General features: G+C 71.6%; 11 protein-coding genes and 1 tRNA gene. 6 read left to right on the top strand and 6 right to left on the bottom strand.

Translation table 11 applies throughout. The features are described from left to right. Nucleotides 1-53 precede the first annotated feature (53 nt). On the top strand, nucleotides 54-824 hold the full coding sequence (locus ABD481_RS38920; RefSeq protein ID WP_344670897.1) for an SDR family oxidoreductase: 771 nt from the start codon (nucleotides 54-56) through the stop codon (nucleotides 822-824). Here ABD481_RS38920 and ABD481_RS38915 read toward each other — a convergent pair. The 3 genes from ABD481_RS38915 to ABD481_RS38905 all read right to left on the bottom strand — a co-directional run bounded on the left by ABD481_RS38915 (nucleotide 803) and on the right by ABD481_RS38905 (nucleotide 3,595). Continuing rightward, nucleotides 803-1,471 (bottom strand): response regulator, encoded by a 669-nt coding sequence (locus tag ABD481_RS38915; RefSeq protein ID WP_344670896.1) that lies wholly within the window; start codon nucleotides 1,469-1,471, stop codon nucleotides 803-805. The two genes, ABD481_RS38920 and ABD481_RS38915, sit on opposite strands and share 22 nt — an antisense overlap. Nucleotides 1,472-1,511: 40 nt before the next feature. Beyond that, the gene (locus ABD481_RS38910) at nucleotides 1,512-2,813 is read right to left on the bottom strand and encodes a sensor histidine kinase (protein ID WP_344670895.1); all 1,302 of its coding nucleotides are present in this window, start codon (nucleotides 2,811-2,813) and stop codon (nucleotides 1,512-1,514) included. Nucleotides 2,814-2,998: 185 nt separating this feature from the next. Continuing rightward, nucleotides 2,999-3,595 (bottom strand): TetR/AcrR family transcriptional regulator, encoded by a 597-nt coding sequence (locus ABD481_RS38905; protein ID WP_344670894.1) that lies wholly within the window; start codon nucleotides 3,593-3,595, stop codon nucleotides 2,999-3,001. Nucleotides 3,596-3,715: 120 nt separating this feature from the next. Between ABD481_RS38905 and ABD481_RS38900 the strand changes: the two genes are divergently transcribed. From ABD481_RS38900 to ABD481_RS38885, 4 genes are read left to right on the top strand one after another with little or no spacing between them, the layout of a single operon-like run. After that, a complete protein-coding gene (locus ABD481_RS38900; RefSeq protein ID WP_344670893.1) occupies nucleotides 3,716-4,882 on the top strand; it encodes an alkane 1-monooxygenase in 1,167 nt (388 codons plus the stop codon). 8 nt (nucleotides 4,883-4,890) lie between these two features. Then, nucleotides 4,891-5,076, top strand: coding sequence for a rubredoxin (locus ABD481_RS38895; protein WP_344670915.1), 186 nt, complete (start codon nucleotides 4,891-4,893; stop codon nucleotides 5,074-5,076). Continuing rightward, nucleotides 5,073-5,261: a rubredoxin gene (locus tag ABD481_RS38890; protein WP_344670892.1), complete on the top strand. Its 189-nt coding sequence runs from the start codon at nucleotides 5,073-5,075 to the stop codon at nucleotides 5,259-5,261. The genes ABD481_RS38895 and ABD481_RS38890 overlap by 4 nt, the downstream gene beginning before the upstream one ends. Beyond that, nucleotides 5,254-6,468: an NAD(P)/FAD-dependent oxidoreductase gene (locus ABD481_RS38885; protein WP_344670891.1), complete on the top strand. Its 1,215-nt coding sequence runs from the start codon at nucleotides 5,254-5,256 to the stop codon at nucleotides 6,466-6,468. The genes ABD481_RS38890 and ABD481_RS38885 overlap by 8 nt, the downstream gene beginning before the upstream one ends. An 84-nt stretch (nucleotides 6,469-6,552) precedes the next feature. On the opposite strand, the gene ABD481_RS38880 is transcribed toward ABD481_RS38885, so the two are convergent. Then, nucleotides 6,553-7,206 (bottom strand): hypothetical protein, encoded by a 654-nt coding sequence (locus ABD481_RS38880; RefSeq protein WP_344670890.1) that lies wholly within the window; start codon nucleotides 7,204-7,206, stop codon nucleotides 6,553-6,555. Then, nucleotides 7,206-11,126, bottom strand: a complete 3,921-nt coding sequence (locus tag ABD481_RS38875) for a PAS domain-containing protein (protein WP_344670889.1) — start codon at nucleotides 11,124-11,126, stop codon at nucleotides 7,206-7,208. The genes ABD481_RS38880 and ABD481_RS38875 overlap by 1 nt, the downstream gene beginning before the upstream one ends. Before the next feature lie 348 nt (nucleotides 11,127-11,474). On the opposite strand from ABD481_RS38875, the gene ABD481_RS38870 reads away from it, so the two are divergent. Then, nucleotides 11,475-11,565: transfer RNA gene (locus tag ABD481_RS38870), tRNA-Ser, on the top strand. Between the two features lie 398 nt (nucleotides 11,566-11,963). Here ABD481_RS38870 and ABD481_RS38865 read toward each other — a convergent pair. Next, the gene (locus ABD481_RS38865; protein WP_344670888.1) at nucleotides 11,964-13,601 is read right to left on the bottom strand and encodes a DUF2142 domain-containing protein; all 1,638 of its coding nucleotides are present in this window, start codon (nucleotides 13,599-13,601) and stop codon (nucleotides 11,964-11,966) included. Nucleotides 13,602-13,713 lie beyond the last annotated feature (112 nt).

The raw sequence follows: 13,713 nt of genomic DNA, 5'->3' as shown, positions 1-13,713 counted from the left end.
GAGCACCGGCAGATCCTGACAAACGGCACACCCTGAGCAATAGGAGAGTCCTTATGCGCATCGCCATCGCCGGGGCCACCGGCAACATCGGCAAGCTCACCGCCGCCGCCCTGACCCGCGACGGCCACGACGTGGTCCCGATCAGCCGCTCCCAGGGCGTCGACCTCACCACCGGCGCCGGCCTGGACGCCGCGCTGGCGGGCGCGGACGCGGTGGTCGACGCCACGAACGCCCCGCCGGCGGATCCCGAGGCCACCGTGGCCTACTTCGGCGCCGCCACGGGCAACCTGCTGGCAGCCGGGGCGCGCGCGGGCGTACGGCACCACGTGCTGCTGTCGATCGTCGGCATCCACGGCGTCGAGGGCAACGCGCACTACGCGGGCAAGCGCGAACAGGAGCGCCTGGTCGAGGCCGGCCCGGTGCCGTTCACGATCGTCCCGGCCACCCAGTTCCACGACTTCGCCGAGATGGTCGCGGGCTGGACCGAGCAGGACGGCGTCGCCCCGATCTCCCCGCTCCTGGTGCAGCCGATCGCCCCGGCCGACGTCGCCGACGTGCTGGCCCGCGTCGCCGTCGGCGCGCCGCGGGGCCGCCACGTGGACGTCGCCGGCCCGGACCCGCAGGACCTGGTCGACATGGCCCGCCGGACGCTGGCGGTCCGCGGCCGGACCGTGAAGCTGGTGCCGACCTGGGACGGCCCGCTGTTCGGCCTCGCGATGGCCGGAAACGTACTGCTGCCGGGCAAGGACGCGTGGCTCGCGCCGACGAGCTTCGACCAGTGGCTGGAGCAGCAGCGCGCGGGCTACGAACCGACTCCCAGGTAGCGCAGCACAGCGAGCACCCGGCGGTGGTCGCCCTCGGTCAGCGGCAGGTCGAACTTGGCGAAGATGCTCGCGATGTGCTTCTCCACCGCGCGTTCGCCGATGGCCAGGGCCGCGGCGATCGCGGCGTTGGTGCGGCCCTCGGCCATCAGGGTCATGACCTCGGTCTCGCGCGGGGTCAGGGTGGTGGCCGGGTCCGGGGGTCCCGGGCGGTCGGGGCCGCGGGCGGCGCCGACCAGTTCGGTGACCACCTCCGGGTCCAGGGCCGTGCCGCCGGCCGCCACCCGGTTCAGGGCGTCGATGAAGTCGTCGATGTCGACGACGCGTTCCTTGAGCAGGTAGCCGACGCCGTGGGAGCCGTGGGCCAGCAGATCGGTCGCGAAGCGGTGCTCGACGTACTGCGAGAACATCAGGATGCCGATATCCGGGTGGCGCCGTCGCAGCTCGACCGCCGCGCGCACGCCCTCGTCGGTGTGGTCCGGCGGCAGGCGGACGTCGACGACCGCCACCCGCGGCCGGTGCTCGTCGACGGCGGCCAGCAGTGCCTCCGCGTCGCCGACCGCGGCGACCACTTCCTGGCCGCGCGCGGCGAGCAGTTGCACGAGGCCGTCCCGGAGGATCGCGGTGTCCTCGGCGATGACGATGCGCACGGCGCGGGCCCGCCCTTCGTCCGGCCGTGCGCCCGGCGCGTCACGGCTTGGTCGGCAAGTCGACCGTCACCACCGTAGGCCCTCCGGCCGGGCTGTCGATCTGCACGGTGCCGTCGACGGTGCCGACCCGGTCGGCCAGACCCGCGAGGCCCCCGCCGGGACGCGGCACCGCGCCGCCGCCACCGTCGTCCGTGACCCGCACGCGCAGGCGGTCGCCGATCCCGTCGACGTGCACCACGGCCTGCCGCGCCGAGGCGTGCTTGGCGGCGTTGGTGAGGAGTTCGGCGACGCAGAAGTAGGCCATGGCCTCGATGGCCGGCGCCGGACGGGGACCCGGGATCTCGACGGTCAGAGCGGTCGGGATCACGCCGTGCGCGACCAACGTCCGCAACGCCGGATCCAGTCCTTGGTCCAGCACCGGCGGGTGGATACCGCGCACCAAAGTGCGCAGCTCGGTGATGGCGGTCTTCGCGGTCTGCTGCGCGGTGTCGACCAGACCGCGGCTCTGCGCGAGCTGCTCGGCGTCGGCGGCGTCGACGGACAGGCTGTCCTTGAGCAGCACCAGCTGCATGCCCAGGGCGACCAGACGCGCCTGCGCGCCGTCGTGCAGGTCGCGTTCGATGCGCCGCAACGTGGCGGCGGAGTCGTCGACGGCATAGGTGCGGGACCGCTCAAGGTGCCGCACCCGCGCCGCCAACCGCCCTGGAGTGACAACCGTCCGATAGAAAAGCATGTCCAGGGCTGCGAGCTTGCGGGCCGTCCACGCGGCCATCGCGATCAGGGCGACACCGGCGACCGACACGAGAAAAGAACGCGGCAGCGTGTCGATCCAGATGTCGAAGGGATGCAGACCGCGCCGGACAGAGCCGTCGGGCTGCGGAGTGTAGAGGTCGTCCCAGTTCCGCAGCAGCGGCCAGAGCAGCCACAGCATCCCGTAGATCCACATCCCGACGCCGAGCACGATGTTCACCAGCGCGAGCGGAAGGCGGATCAGCAGGAACGCGACCTCCATCCAGCCGCCCCCGTCGGCGAGCAGGAACCGCCGCCAGGCCAGGACACCGGATTCGGTGCGCTCGGCGGGCGGTTCCAGCCGTTCGCGGAAGAGTTTGCGGACCAGCCCTCGATAGAGGCGGCCGAAAGCCCGAGCGCAGCTCACAGCCGCCGCGATGACCCACAGCCCGAACGGCGTCACCACGAGCACCACCCCGGCGAGCAGCAGAACGCTGGTGGCGACGACGCCGACGATCCACAGCACCGAGCTGGCGATCAGGTAGAGCGACGCCGCCGCGAAGGTGATGCGTGGTGCGGTGGGCTTCGGCTTCTCGGCAGCGGGGGAAGTCATGATCAGGCCACGCTATCGCGCAGGTCGGCGCGGTCCCACCGGGCTGGCACGAACATCCGAGGTCGGATAACCGAAGGGATAAGGCGATCCGGCCGATTCGGGGTCCCGACCGGGGCAGCCGGCGTCGGCACATGGTTCCCTGCGGCGCCATTGTCACCGACGTTCGACAGTCGCAGCACACTGAGTCAGTCTGCGTCGTCGAGCAGCGCGACCCGCGTGACGATCGTCGCGATCCGCCGCGCCGTCTGCTCCGGAGGCGCCACGGGCTGCACGATGTTGCTCACCGTCAGCCGCACCACGCATTCCACCGCCAGCTCCCGTGAGTACTCGTCGACCTCCGGCCAGGCGTGTGCGGCGTAGGCGCCGAGCATCGCGGTCGCGGTGTCGAGCAGCGGCTCCGAGCGCGTCGTCAGGTGGGCGATCAGCTCGCCGTCGCCGCCGCGCTGGCTGGTGATGACCGTCTTCAGCAGGGCGTTGTCGGCGGCGGTGCGGAGCGTGAACTCGATGCCGGCCGTGACGCCCGCGCGCAGGTCGGACCCGTGCTCGTCGAGCACCTCGCGGATGCCGTCCAGGAAGCGGTCGACCTCGCGCATCACCAGCGACTGGCCCAGCACGTCCTTGTTGCCGAACTCGGTGTAGACGGTCTGGCGGCTCACGCCGGCGCGCTCGGCGACGTGCGCCATGCGCAGGCCGGCCCAGCCGGCGTCGGCGACCAGGCCGTAGGCGGCGTCGAGGAGCCGTTCCCGCAGGGTGGAGCGGACCGAGTCGGTGTAGCGAGTCATCGCCTCGGATTGTATGCGAGCCGGCCCAGCGGCCCCGCGACCCTACTTGACACTCTGAAAGTTACTGTCTAGTTTCTGGACACTACCCGCAAGACTGTCAAGTAAATCAGGGAGCGGATCATGACGGCCCTCGCCGCGTCCGGCCCCGCCGAGAGCTCCTGGCGGGACGGCAAGAAGTTCCTGTGGCCGCTCGGCCTGCTGGTCCCGACCATCCCGTGGATCGCGTGGGGCCTGGCCGCCGCCACCGGGTGGAGCGTGGCCTGGTGGGCCGGACCGCTCCTGGTGTTCGGGGTGTTCCCCTTCTTCGACTGGGCGATCGGCAAGGACTCCGACAACCCGCCGGACTCGGTGCTCGCCTTCCTGGAGGGCCAGCGCTATTACCGCTGGTGCACCTACCTGTACCTGCCGCTGCAATACGCCGGGCTGGCGACGGCGGCGTGGATCTGGTCCACCGGGCGGCTGGACGCCGTCGACGCGGTCGGGCTCGCGGTCAGCGTCGGCACCGTCGGCGGCATCGGCATCAACACGGCGCACGAACTCGGCCACAAGAAGGACGAGCTGGAGCGGTGGCTGTCGAAGGTGGCGCTGGCGCAGACCTTGTACGGGCACTTCTACATCGAGCACAACCGGGGCCATCACGTGCGGGTGGCGACGCCGGAGGACCCGGCGAGCTCGCGGCTCGGCGAGAGCTTCTACAGCTTCTGGCCGCGGTCGGTGGCCGGCAGCTTCCGGTCCGGATGGCATCTGGAGAAAGCGCGACTGGCGCGAGCGAACCGCAAGCCGTGGACGCTGCGCAACGACGTGCTCAACGCGTGGGCGATGTCGGTGGCGGTCTTCGGGGCGCTGCTGGCGGTGTTCGGTGTGCGGATCCTGCCGTATCTGCTGATCCAGGCAGTGTTCGGATTCTCGCTCCTGGAGGTCGTGAACTACCTGGAGCACTACGGTCTCCTGCGGCAGAAGAACGGCGAGCGCTACGAGCGCTGCGCGCCCCGCCACAGCTGGAACAGCAACAACATCGCGTCGAACGTCCTGCTGTATCACCTCCAGCGGCACAGCGATCACCACGCCAACCCGACGCGCCGCTACCAAGCACTGCGGCACTTCGACGACGCACCCGAGCTCCCGAGCGGCTACGCGACGATGATCGTGCTGGCCTACGTGACGCCGTTGTGGCGCAAGGTGATGAACCCGCGGGTCGTCGCGCACTACGCCGGGGACGTGGCACTGGCGAATCTCCAGCCGCGCAAACGGGAAAAGCTGCTCGCGAAGTACGGGGCCAAGGCATGAGCGCCGCGATCCACGCCTACAGCTGCCCGGTCTGCGACTACGTCTACGACGAGCGTCGCGGCGCGCCGCGCGAGGGTTTCCCGGCCGGAACACCGTGGTCGGCGGTCCCCGACGACTGGACGTGCCCGGACTGCGGAGTCCGGGAGAAGATCGATTTCGAGCCGCACGGCGGATCCGCGGAGGTCGGCGAGTGAGTCAGGAAGCATACAAGGTCTGGGAGTGCCAGGTCTGCGGGTTCGTCTACGACGAGGCCCAGGGCTGGCCGGACGAGGACATCGCACCGGGCACCCGGTGGGACGAGATCCCCGACGACTGGTCGTGTCCGGACTGCGGCGCGGCGAAGGCCGACTTCGTGATGGTCGAGACGAGCCGTGTCTGAGCGCGGGTCCAACGCCTGGCCCGCGCGGTTCGCGAAGCCGGAGCACACGGTGATCGTGGGCACGGGTATCGCGGGGGCGACCGCGGCACTGACCTTGCGTACCGAGGGATATCAGGGCCGGATCACCCTCGTCGGCGCCGAAGCCGAAGTGCCGTACCGGCGTCCGCCGCTGTCGAAGGAGGTTCTGCGCGGCACGGTGAAAGGCGAGCGGATCCGGCTCAAGCCCGACACGTACTGGAGCGAGCATGCGATCGAGCTGCGCACCGGGACGACGGTGGCCGCCGTCGACACCGGCGCGGCCAGTGTCACCCTGGCCGACGGCGAAGTGCTCGGCTACCGCAACCTGGTGCTGGCCACCGGCAGCAGTCCGCGCGAACTGCCCGAGGCGGTCGGAGTCCCGGGCGTGCACTACCTGCGCAGCCTGCGGTCGGCGACGACGCTGGCCGCCGCGCTGGCCGGCCGGGGCCCGGTGACGGTGATCGGCGGCGGGCTGGTGGGACTGGAGATCGCCGCTTCCGCCCGCGCCCTCGGCTGTGCGGTATCAGTGCTCGAAGCCGCCGACCGACCGATGAGCCGCGTTCTGCCGGCGTGGCTCGCCGATCCGCTGAGCGCGCTGCACTGGGACCGGGGCGTGGAGATCCACACCGGCGTGACAGTGGCGCGGATCGAGCATCATCCGCGCCGGGGCGGCTGCACCGTCAGCGCTTCGAACGGGCGCGCGTGGAGCGCGGCGACGGTGGTCGCGGCGGTGGGCACGGTTCCGGACACCGGTCTGGCGCAGGCCGCGGGTCTGCTGGTGGCCGACGGCATCGTCGTGGACGAATACGGTCGGACGTCGGCGTCCGGGGTCTTCGCCGCGGGCGACGCCGCGAACCTGCCCGACATGCTGCACGGCGGACGGCGCCGGGGCGAGCACTGGAACGAGGCGATGGAACAGGGCGCGGCGGTCGCGACGACGATCGCCGGGGTGCTCACGCCGTATCCGCGGTTGCCGTGGTCGTGGTCGGACCAGCACGGCGTGACGATCCAGGTCTGCGGACGGCCCGATCTCGCCACGGAACACGAGGTGCACGGCGATCCGGAGGCGCGGGACGCGTCGGTGGTGTTCCGGCGGCTGGGGCGGGTCGTCGGGGTGGTGGCGATGAGCCGGCCGGCGGAGTTCCGGGCGTTGCGGCAGTTGGCGCTGGCGGCGGAGGGGGGTCGGTGAGTCGGGGCGGGCTGCTGGTCGATCAGCCAGTCAGCTGGTCGTTCCGTCGTTCCGTCATGCCGTCATGCTGTCGCCGTCATGCCGTCAGCCGGCTTCGACCTCGTAGACGCGCTGGGACAGCAGCTCCCCACCCACCGCGATATCGGTCTGGAGATCGAACCAGACCCGGTCCTTGCGGTTGCCCGGATCGTCCAGCCCGGACGCGGCCCAGGTGAAGACGCCCCACAGGATGTCGCGCAGACCGTCGGGCGAGCGCACGGAGAGCCCGAACGGGAGCGCCACGCCGGTGCGGACGAGGACGAGCTTCTCGTCGTCGCCGGGGATCTGGCGGCCGGCGCTGACCACCTTCGGCTCGTCGGTGACCTTCAGCCATTCCAGGACCGCGCCGGGGACCTGCTCGGTGAGGAGCTCCGCTATGGCGGTGCGGAAGGCGACGGTCGGCTCCTCGGGGAGCCAGGTCCAGAAGTGGTCGAGCTCGGTGAGCCTGGCGAAGTCGTCCGTCGGCGTGCCGTGCTCCGGGTTCTCGGCGTACTCGCCGGTCAGCTGCCCGTCCGGGCCGATGATCCAGCAGCCGTGGACCGCCTCCACGGGCACGTAGCCGTTCGGATCCCCGCCGACCAGGTCGCCGTCGATCACGGCCAGCGACCCGCCGGGGTTGGCGGCCGCGCCGGCGAGCAGATCCGGGTCGTCCGGCGGCGTGCGCAACGAGCGCGGCCACGCCACGGGGGCCGAGTTCATCAGTCGGAGACCTTCCCCATCAGGTCGAGCAGCCGGTTGGCGGCCTCGGGGCCGACCTCGCGGTCGGTGAGGTGGACGGCGGCGGCGCCGGAGCGCAGCGCGTGGACCAGGTCGACGTCGGAGGCCATGCCGGCGGGCACGGTGTAGAGCACGGTCGGCGCCAGATGCAGCCGCTCGTAGGCGCGCAGCCACTCGACCACGCCGGAGCGGCGCCGCCGGATCAGCGTCAGGTTCATGACGACGAGCTGCGGATGCTCGGCCGACAGCGCCGACATGGCGTCGTTCTCGGTGGCGGACTGCACCACCCGCATGCCGTCGCGCTCCAGGGAGATCGCGAAGGCGGCGGCCAGATCCGGGTTCTCCTCCAGCAGCAGCACCCGGGGCGAGGCGACCTGCTCCGGCGTCAGGGCCCTGAGCAGCGCCGACGGATCGGCACCCCGCCGCGCGGTGGCGGCCACCGACGCGGCCGGCACCGCACCCAGCCCGGCGGTGACGAACAGCGGGATACCCGAGTCCGCAGCCGCGGCACGCAGCGTGTGCAGGGCAGCCCGGGTGACAGGCACCCCGACCGGATCCGCGATCAGCGCCACGGGACGCGTGACCCCGGTCTCCTGAAGCTGCGCGGGCGACTTCAGCGCGGTGGGCGCGTAGCCGTGCTGGACGAGCAGCTGCTCGGCACTGGGCTCCGGCGCGGGCCAGACGAGGAGAGTCGGCGGCGTGGTGGGCTCGGCGACGTCGGTCGGGGGCCAAGCCGCCATCGCTGGCTGCGGATCCGGCTGCGCGGGATTCGGCCACGCGTTGGCATCGGACGCGGGCCCCGACGCGGGCAAAGCCGGACGCTGCGGCTCGGTCATGAACGGCGCGGGCGGCTGCGCTTCAGCGGCGAAGGGCGACGCGGCCTGCTGATCGGCCATGAAGGGCGGAGCCTGAGTGCCGAACGGCGACGGGGGTTGAGGCTCGGTGAACGCGCCGCCGAACCCGGAGGACGGCGGAGCAGCGGGCACGGAGTTCGACGATTCGGGAACGAAGCCGCCGGGGAACTGGGCCGCGGGCTGGAGGCCGCCGCCGAATCCGCTCGCGAAGGGAGCCGGCGCCGGGCTCTGGAGATCGGCGCCGAACGGGCTCGGAGCAGCGCCGGACTGCCCGACTCCGCCGGGGAAGGGAGCCGAACCCTGCGCGTCGGCACCGAACGGACCGACCGAGCTGCTCGGCTGCGCGTCAGCGGCGAATCCGCCCGGGAAGAGAGGGGGGCGCTGGGCCTCCAGGCCGAAGGCGCTGGCTGCGCTGCCGTTCTGGGGCTCGGCGCCGTAGCCGCCGGCGAAGGCGCCAGGCGGGCCAGCCTGCGGCGACGCACTGTTCTGCGGCTCACCGCCGCCATAACCGCTGCCAAACGGGCCGGTGGCGCCAGCTTGAGTCGAGGCATTGTTCTGCCCCTCGCCGCCATAACCGCCAGCGAACGCGCCAGGCTGAGCCGAGGCGTTGTTCTGCATCTCAGCGCCATAGCCACCAGTGAACGCGCCGGGGGTCCCGGCCTGAGCCGAAGCGTTGTTCTGCCGCTCGCCGCCGTAGCCACCAGCGAACATGCCGGCATTGCCGGCCTGCGCCACCACGCCGTTCTGCCCCTCGCTGCCGAAGCCGCCCGCGAAGGTGCCGCCGTGCTGGCCGTCGCCGCTCGGCGACTCGGTGCCGAACGATCCGCCGTGCTTCCCGTGCGCGCTCGACTGTGCCGGTGCGTTGCTCTGCGGCTCGACGCCGTGGCGTGCTCCGGTCGCGTGGGTGCCGAGCGGCTGTACTTCGTCGCGGAACAGCGGCAGGCCGTCGTCAGTGCCAAAGGGGGCCGGGGCCGGGTTTTGGAGCTGGTTGTCGCCGTACAGCGACGACGCCTGCTGCGCCTCCGGGGTGAAGTTGCCCGAGGTCGCGAGCGCCGCTTCCTCCTGGTACGAGCCGGAAGTCCGCAGCGGGGCGTCGGGCTCGTAGCCGGTCGCGGGCTCGACGTGCTGGATCAGGTAGTTGTCGCCGCCCTGGTGGTGGGCGGCGCGGCGGCGTCCTCGCGGTTCCACCGCCGGTGTGCCGTCGGTCGCAGGAGTCTGCGTCTGCGTCGCCCCGGTGGGCGAGGTGTCCGTCTGCGGCGCGTAGCCGCGGACCCCGTCGAACCAGCCGTTCTCGGCCGAGGGCGCGACCTGGCGCGGGATGGTCGTGGTCGTGGCGACCGCGGAGGAGCCGGACTGCATGCCGGACTGCATTCCTGACATTCCGGACTGCGCCCCGGACTGTGCGCCGGACTGCACTCCCGCCTGCATCCCTGACTGCATCCCCGACTGCCCGCCGGGCCGCAGGCCCGACTGCACACCCGGCTGTCCCACCGGCTCCAGACTCCCCGAGTCCATCCGCCGCCGTCCGCTGTGCGTGGAGCCGGCGGGCTCCGGCGGCTCGATCTCGCGGACCACCGGGATGATCCGGGTCTCCTCGACCAGGTTGCGGGACGCGGACGGCGCGCCGGAGGCGAGTTCGGTCGCGCCCTCGGGACCCACCGGGAGCTCGATGACGTAGGTGACGCCCTTGCCGTCGACCCGGTGCACGGTGAGCTGCCCGCCGTGGCGTTCCACCACGCCGCGGGCGAAGCCCAGGTGCTCCGGGACGCCGCCGATCTCGGCGCCGCGGACCTCGATGCGGGCGATCGGGCCGCGGCGGGCGGCGGCGACCACGACGGTGCTGCCGCGCGGGGAGGCCTGGACGGTGTCCACCAGCAGGTGGCGGACGGCCTGGGTCATCCGTTCGGCGTCGATCACGACCTCGGCCGGGCCGGTGTGCACGGCCAGGTCGATGCCGGCGGCGCCGGCCAGGTCGGTGGCGGCGTCGGTGGCGGCGTGCACTATCCGGCCCAGCTCGGCCGGGCGCTTGCGCAGGCCGGCCGGGCCGGCGGCGACGTCGAGCAGGTCGTCGACGAGGCGGGAGGCCTCGGCCAGTTCGGCCGTGACGTGCGCGAGCTGGTGCCGGGCCGAGGGGGTGAGGACGTCGCCGGAGGTGGCGAGCCGGGCGAGCTCGTTGCGCGCGGCGTCCAGCGGGCGGCGCAGGGCCCCGACCGCCTCCGGGCTGATGCCGCCCTCGGCGGGGGCCGCCGGCGTCGGCGCCGGCAGCGCCGGGAAGCGGAAACGGGCCAGGTCGACGAAGGTGACGACGGCGCCGACCAGCGTCTCGCCCTCCAGCACCGGCGCGGTGGACAGCTCGACCGGGACGGCCGCGCCGCCCTTGGCGGTGAGCTGGAGCCCGGCCTCGGAGCCCAGGCGGTGCTTGCGGCCGGTGCGCAGCGTGTCGGCGACCGGCGACGGCTCGCCGGGGGCGACGCCGCCGAGCAGCGCGTCGAACTCCAGCCCGCCGAGTTCGGAGGCGCGGTATTTGAGGATGCGGGCGGCGGCCGGGTTGACCAGCACCACGCGGCCGGCGGTGTCGACACCGACGATGCCCTCGCTGGCGGCGCGCAGGATCAGCTCGGTCTGCCGCTGCTGGCGGCGCAGCTCCTGCTCGGCGTCGGCGACGCGGGAGACGTCGCGGACCACCACGACCTCCAGCCCGCCGTGCACGGCGGGCAGGAAGGAGCGGACCACCTCGGCCGGGAAGCCGGTGCCGTCGGGGAGCTTGGCGACCATGCGGGTCGGGACGCCGGCCTCCTCGGGACCGCCGGCGGAGCCGGCCCCGCCGTCACCGGGCTCGGTCCACACCCCGGCCCCGGCGTCGGCGCCGCCGGCCACCCGGGCCAGGGCCGTGCCGAATCCGGAGAGCAGGTCGGTGACCGACCGGCCGACCAGCGGGTTGCCGGGCGCCTCGAACCAGCCGACGGCGACCGCGTTGGCGTTGACGACCCGCCCGCCGGCGTCGATCAGCAGCAGCGCCTCGGGCAGCGAATCGAGTATGGCCGCCAACCGGGCGACACCCCGAACCGGTGAACGGTCCATCCCAGCCGTGGCCCTCCTCGTGGCGTGCGACAGGCGCCACACCCACCCCGCCGGAAAGGTTCCGCGGCGGAGTACGCACCCCCGCACCGCCCGAACCGGACGCGGGCCCGGCATGACGGAAGAGGGTGGGGGTGGTCACCGGTAGCCGACTATCCCACAAGCCCCCCAGCCACGTCTCCCCCGCCTCCGAGTTCGCACCGCTCATCGCCGCACCTGTCGACGCCGCTCCGAAAGGCTTTTGTCTCCGCCCGAGCGACCGGGTACGCTATCGGCGATCGTACGGAACCGCTGCGGTAGCGGTGGGCCGTGCGTGATGGAGGCGTCGCCTAGTCCGGTCTATGGCGCCGCACTGCTAATGCGGTTTGGGGCTTAAACCCCATCGAGGGTTCAAATCCCTCCGCCTCCGCCTCAGGGCCCCGGAGATCAATCGATCTCCGGGGCCTCTTTGCGTGTCAGGGGGATGCGTGGCAGGTCAGCTGGGTTTTCGGACCCGTCGACCGGTGCGGAAGATTCGCTCGTCCGGAGTAGTTCTGTACGTCGCAAGATGCTGCTGAAGGTGGGCAACGAGCGGCGGGCGAACCGGGACAATCCGCCCTCTGGCCTTCACGGCGGCTTCCGAAAACGGATTACTATATTCTGCGCAGTCTTAATCCTTTTGGAACTTATGAGAGGGCGCATAAGGGTTGGCCAGTGTCGGCGACTGGAAGTGGTTCAGAAGGCGCGACGCTGCCTACTCGCGCCGCTTACCATCGGACCGGCCATCCTTGCCCTGACCAGTCATGATAGCCATGACGGCCGTGCGCCCTACTTTGTCGCGGCCTTTGTTCGCTTTCGGCGTTGCCCCTGCGTGAGGTGCAGTCCGAGAATGGCGATTCCGGCTGTCATGAGAGCGAACGGCGTGATGGTTCCCATGGGTGGGTGCCATGTGCCGCTGATCGGATTCGGGGCTGGGGTGTAGCCGTTCTTGAAGCGGGCGAGGGTGATGGCCAGCGACGCCAGCTGGCAGGTGGCGGTGGCGAGGACGGCTGTGCGGGCGAGTCTGGATTCGGTGTTCCACTCGGGTGGCAGGTCGGGGGCGACGGCGGCGGCGCAGATGACGACGCCGACCAGCAGGGGGAGGTAGTAGCGGCCGTTTTGGGTCCAGCCCACTTTGGTGGCGTAGGACAGGTCGAGGTAGACGGCCACGGCGAACGGTGCGGTGAGGGCGGTCAGCACGGCGGTGCGGTGGCGGCGTGTTGGAGACAGCAGCCCTGCGCCGGTCAGCAGGATGGCCGGTGCCAGCCAGGTCAGGACCAGGATCCATGGTGTGATCGAGGCTGATTCGACAGCCACGCCCACGGCCTCCCGGGTCCAGGAGTCCACTTCGTTGTCCAGGAGCAGGACCAAGTTCCGGGTGGTGCTGTGGAATAGCAGCCCATTGCGGAACAGTGAGTCGGTGCTCGACTGCATCGGGTAGTAGCTGTAGTTGTCTGCCAGGAGGTTCCAGGCGATACCGGCCAGGCCCGCCAGGGAGATGATGGCCGTCGGCCCGAGTGGCCGGCGGCGCACGAGGTCCATCACGCGCTGTCGGCCCAGCACCATGGCCAGGACGGCCAAGGTCAGAGCGACCCATACGGGTCCGAGGGCGCGGACGGTCAGCAGGATGCAGGCCGCGGCGACGAGCAGGTGGAGGAGCCGTTTCCTGTCCGGTGTCGACAGGTCCTCGGCTTTGATGATCAGAACAAGTGCGGAGGTCCACAGCAGGATCGCGGCGGCGATCTCGATGCCGTTGGGGTTGATGGCGCTGCCCAAATTCATCACTGCGGGTGTCGCGGCCAGGAGAACAGCTGTGCTGAACAGCCGCGAGCGCATCCGGGCGGCGCTGGAGAAGGCCGAGGCCAGGACGAGCGCGCTCATCAGTGCTGAGACCAGCCGTCCGGCGACGACTCCCGCGAAGTCGGGGCTGATCGCCATGGGAATGCCGACCGGAAGGTAGTACAGGGGGTTGTAGCGGCCGGTCCAGGAGTTCACCTTGATCCGGTGCTGGTCGTGGGGGAACGCCAAGCACGCCGCGGAGATCCTGGGTCCGTACATGCATTCCACGTCGCGCGGAATCAGCGAGTTCGGGACGGTGAACGTGGCCGCCGGCCGGTTCCAATGATCGACCGACGGCGTGCCCAGCACCTGCCCGGTCGCGACGGCGTAGGCCCGCTCAATGTGCCCGACTTCGTCGGAGTTGCCGCCCTCGGGCATGGCTACGGCCCAACTCGCCATGATCAGGAACAGAGCCGTGAACGTGATCCACCAGACCCGCCGGGGCGAGGCGGCCACGCTCGGACCTGCACCGGCCGCTTGGCCGTCGGCGTGCGGCTCGGTGGCCGGGGCGGTGGCCGTGGCCGGGGCCGTGGCCGGGCCCGGAGCTCCGCCGCCAGCGCGTGCGCCGACGATCGATGTCGGTGCCATGATGTGGGTTCCTCTCGTGGCCGACTACCTGTCCTCGTCGATAGGAACGAGGCGGTTGCGGGCTGCGCCACACCACGCCGGCAAATGTCACCCTTCCGGCTCCATCGGGCTT

This window comes from Catenulispora yoronensis (assembly GCF_039531695.1).
In the GTDB taxonomy this organism is placed as follows: Bacteria; Actinomycetota; Actinomycetes; order Streptomycetales; family Catenulisporaceae; genus Catenulispora; species Catenulispora yoronensis.
Note: the sequence above shows the minus strand (reverse complement) of the source record. Positions and strands in the feature narration are given on the sequence as shown.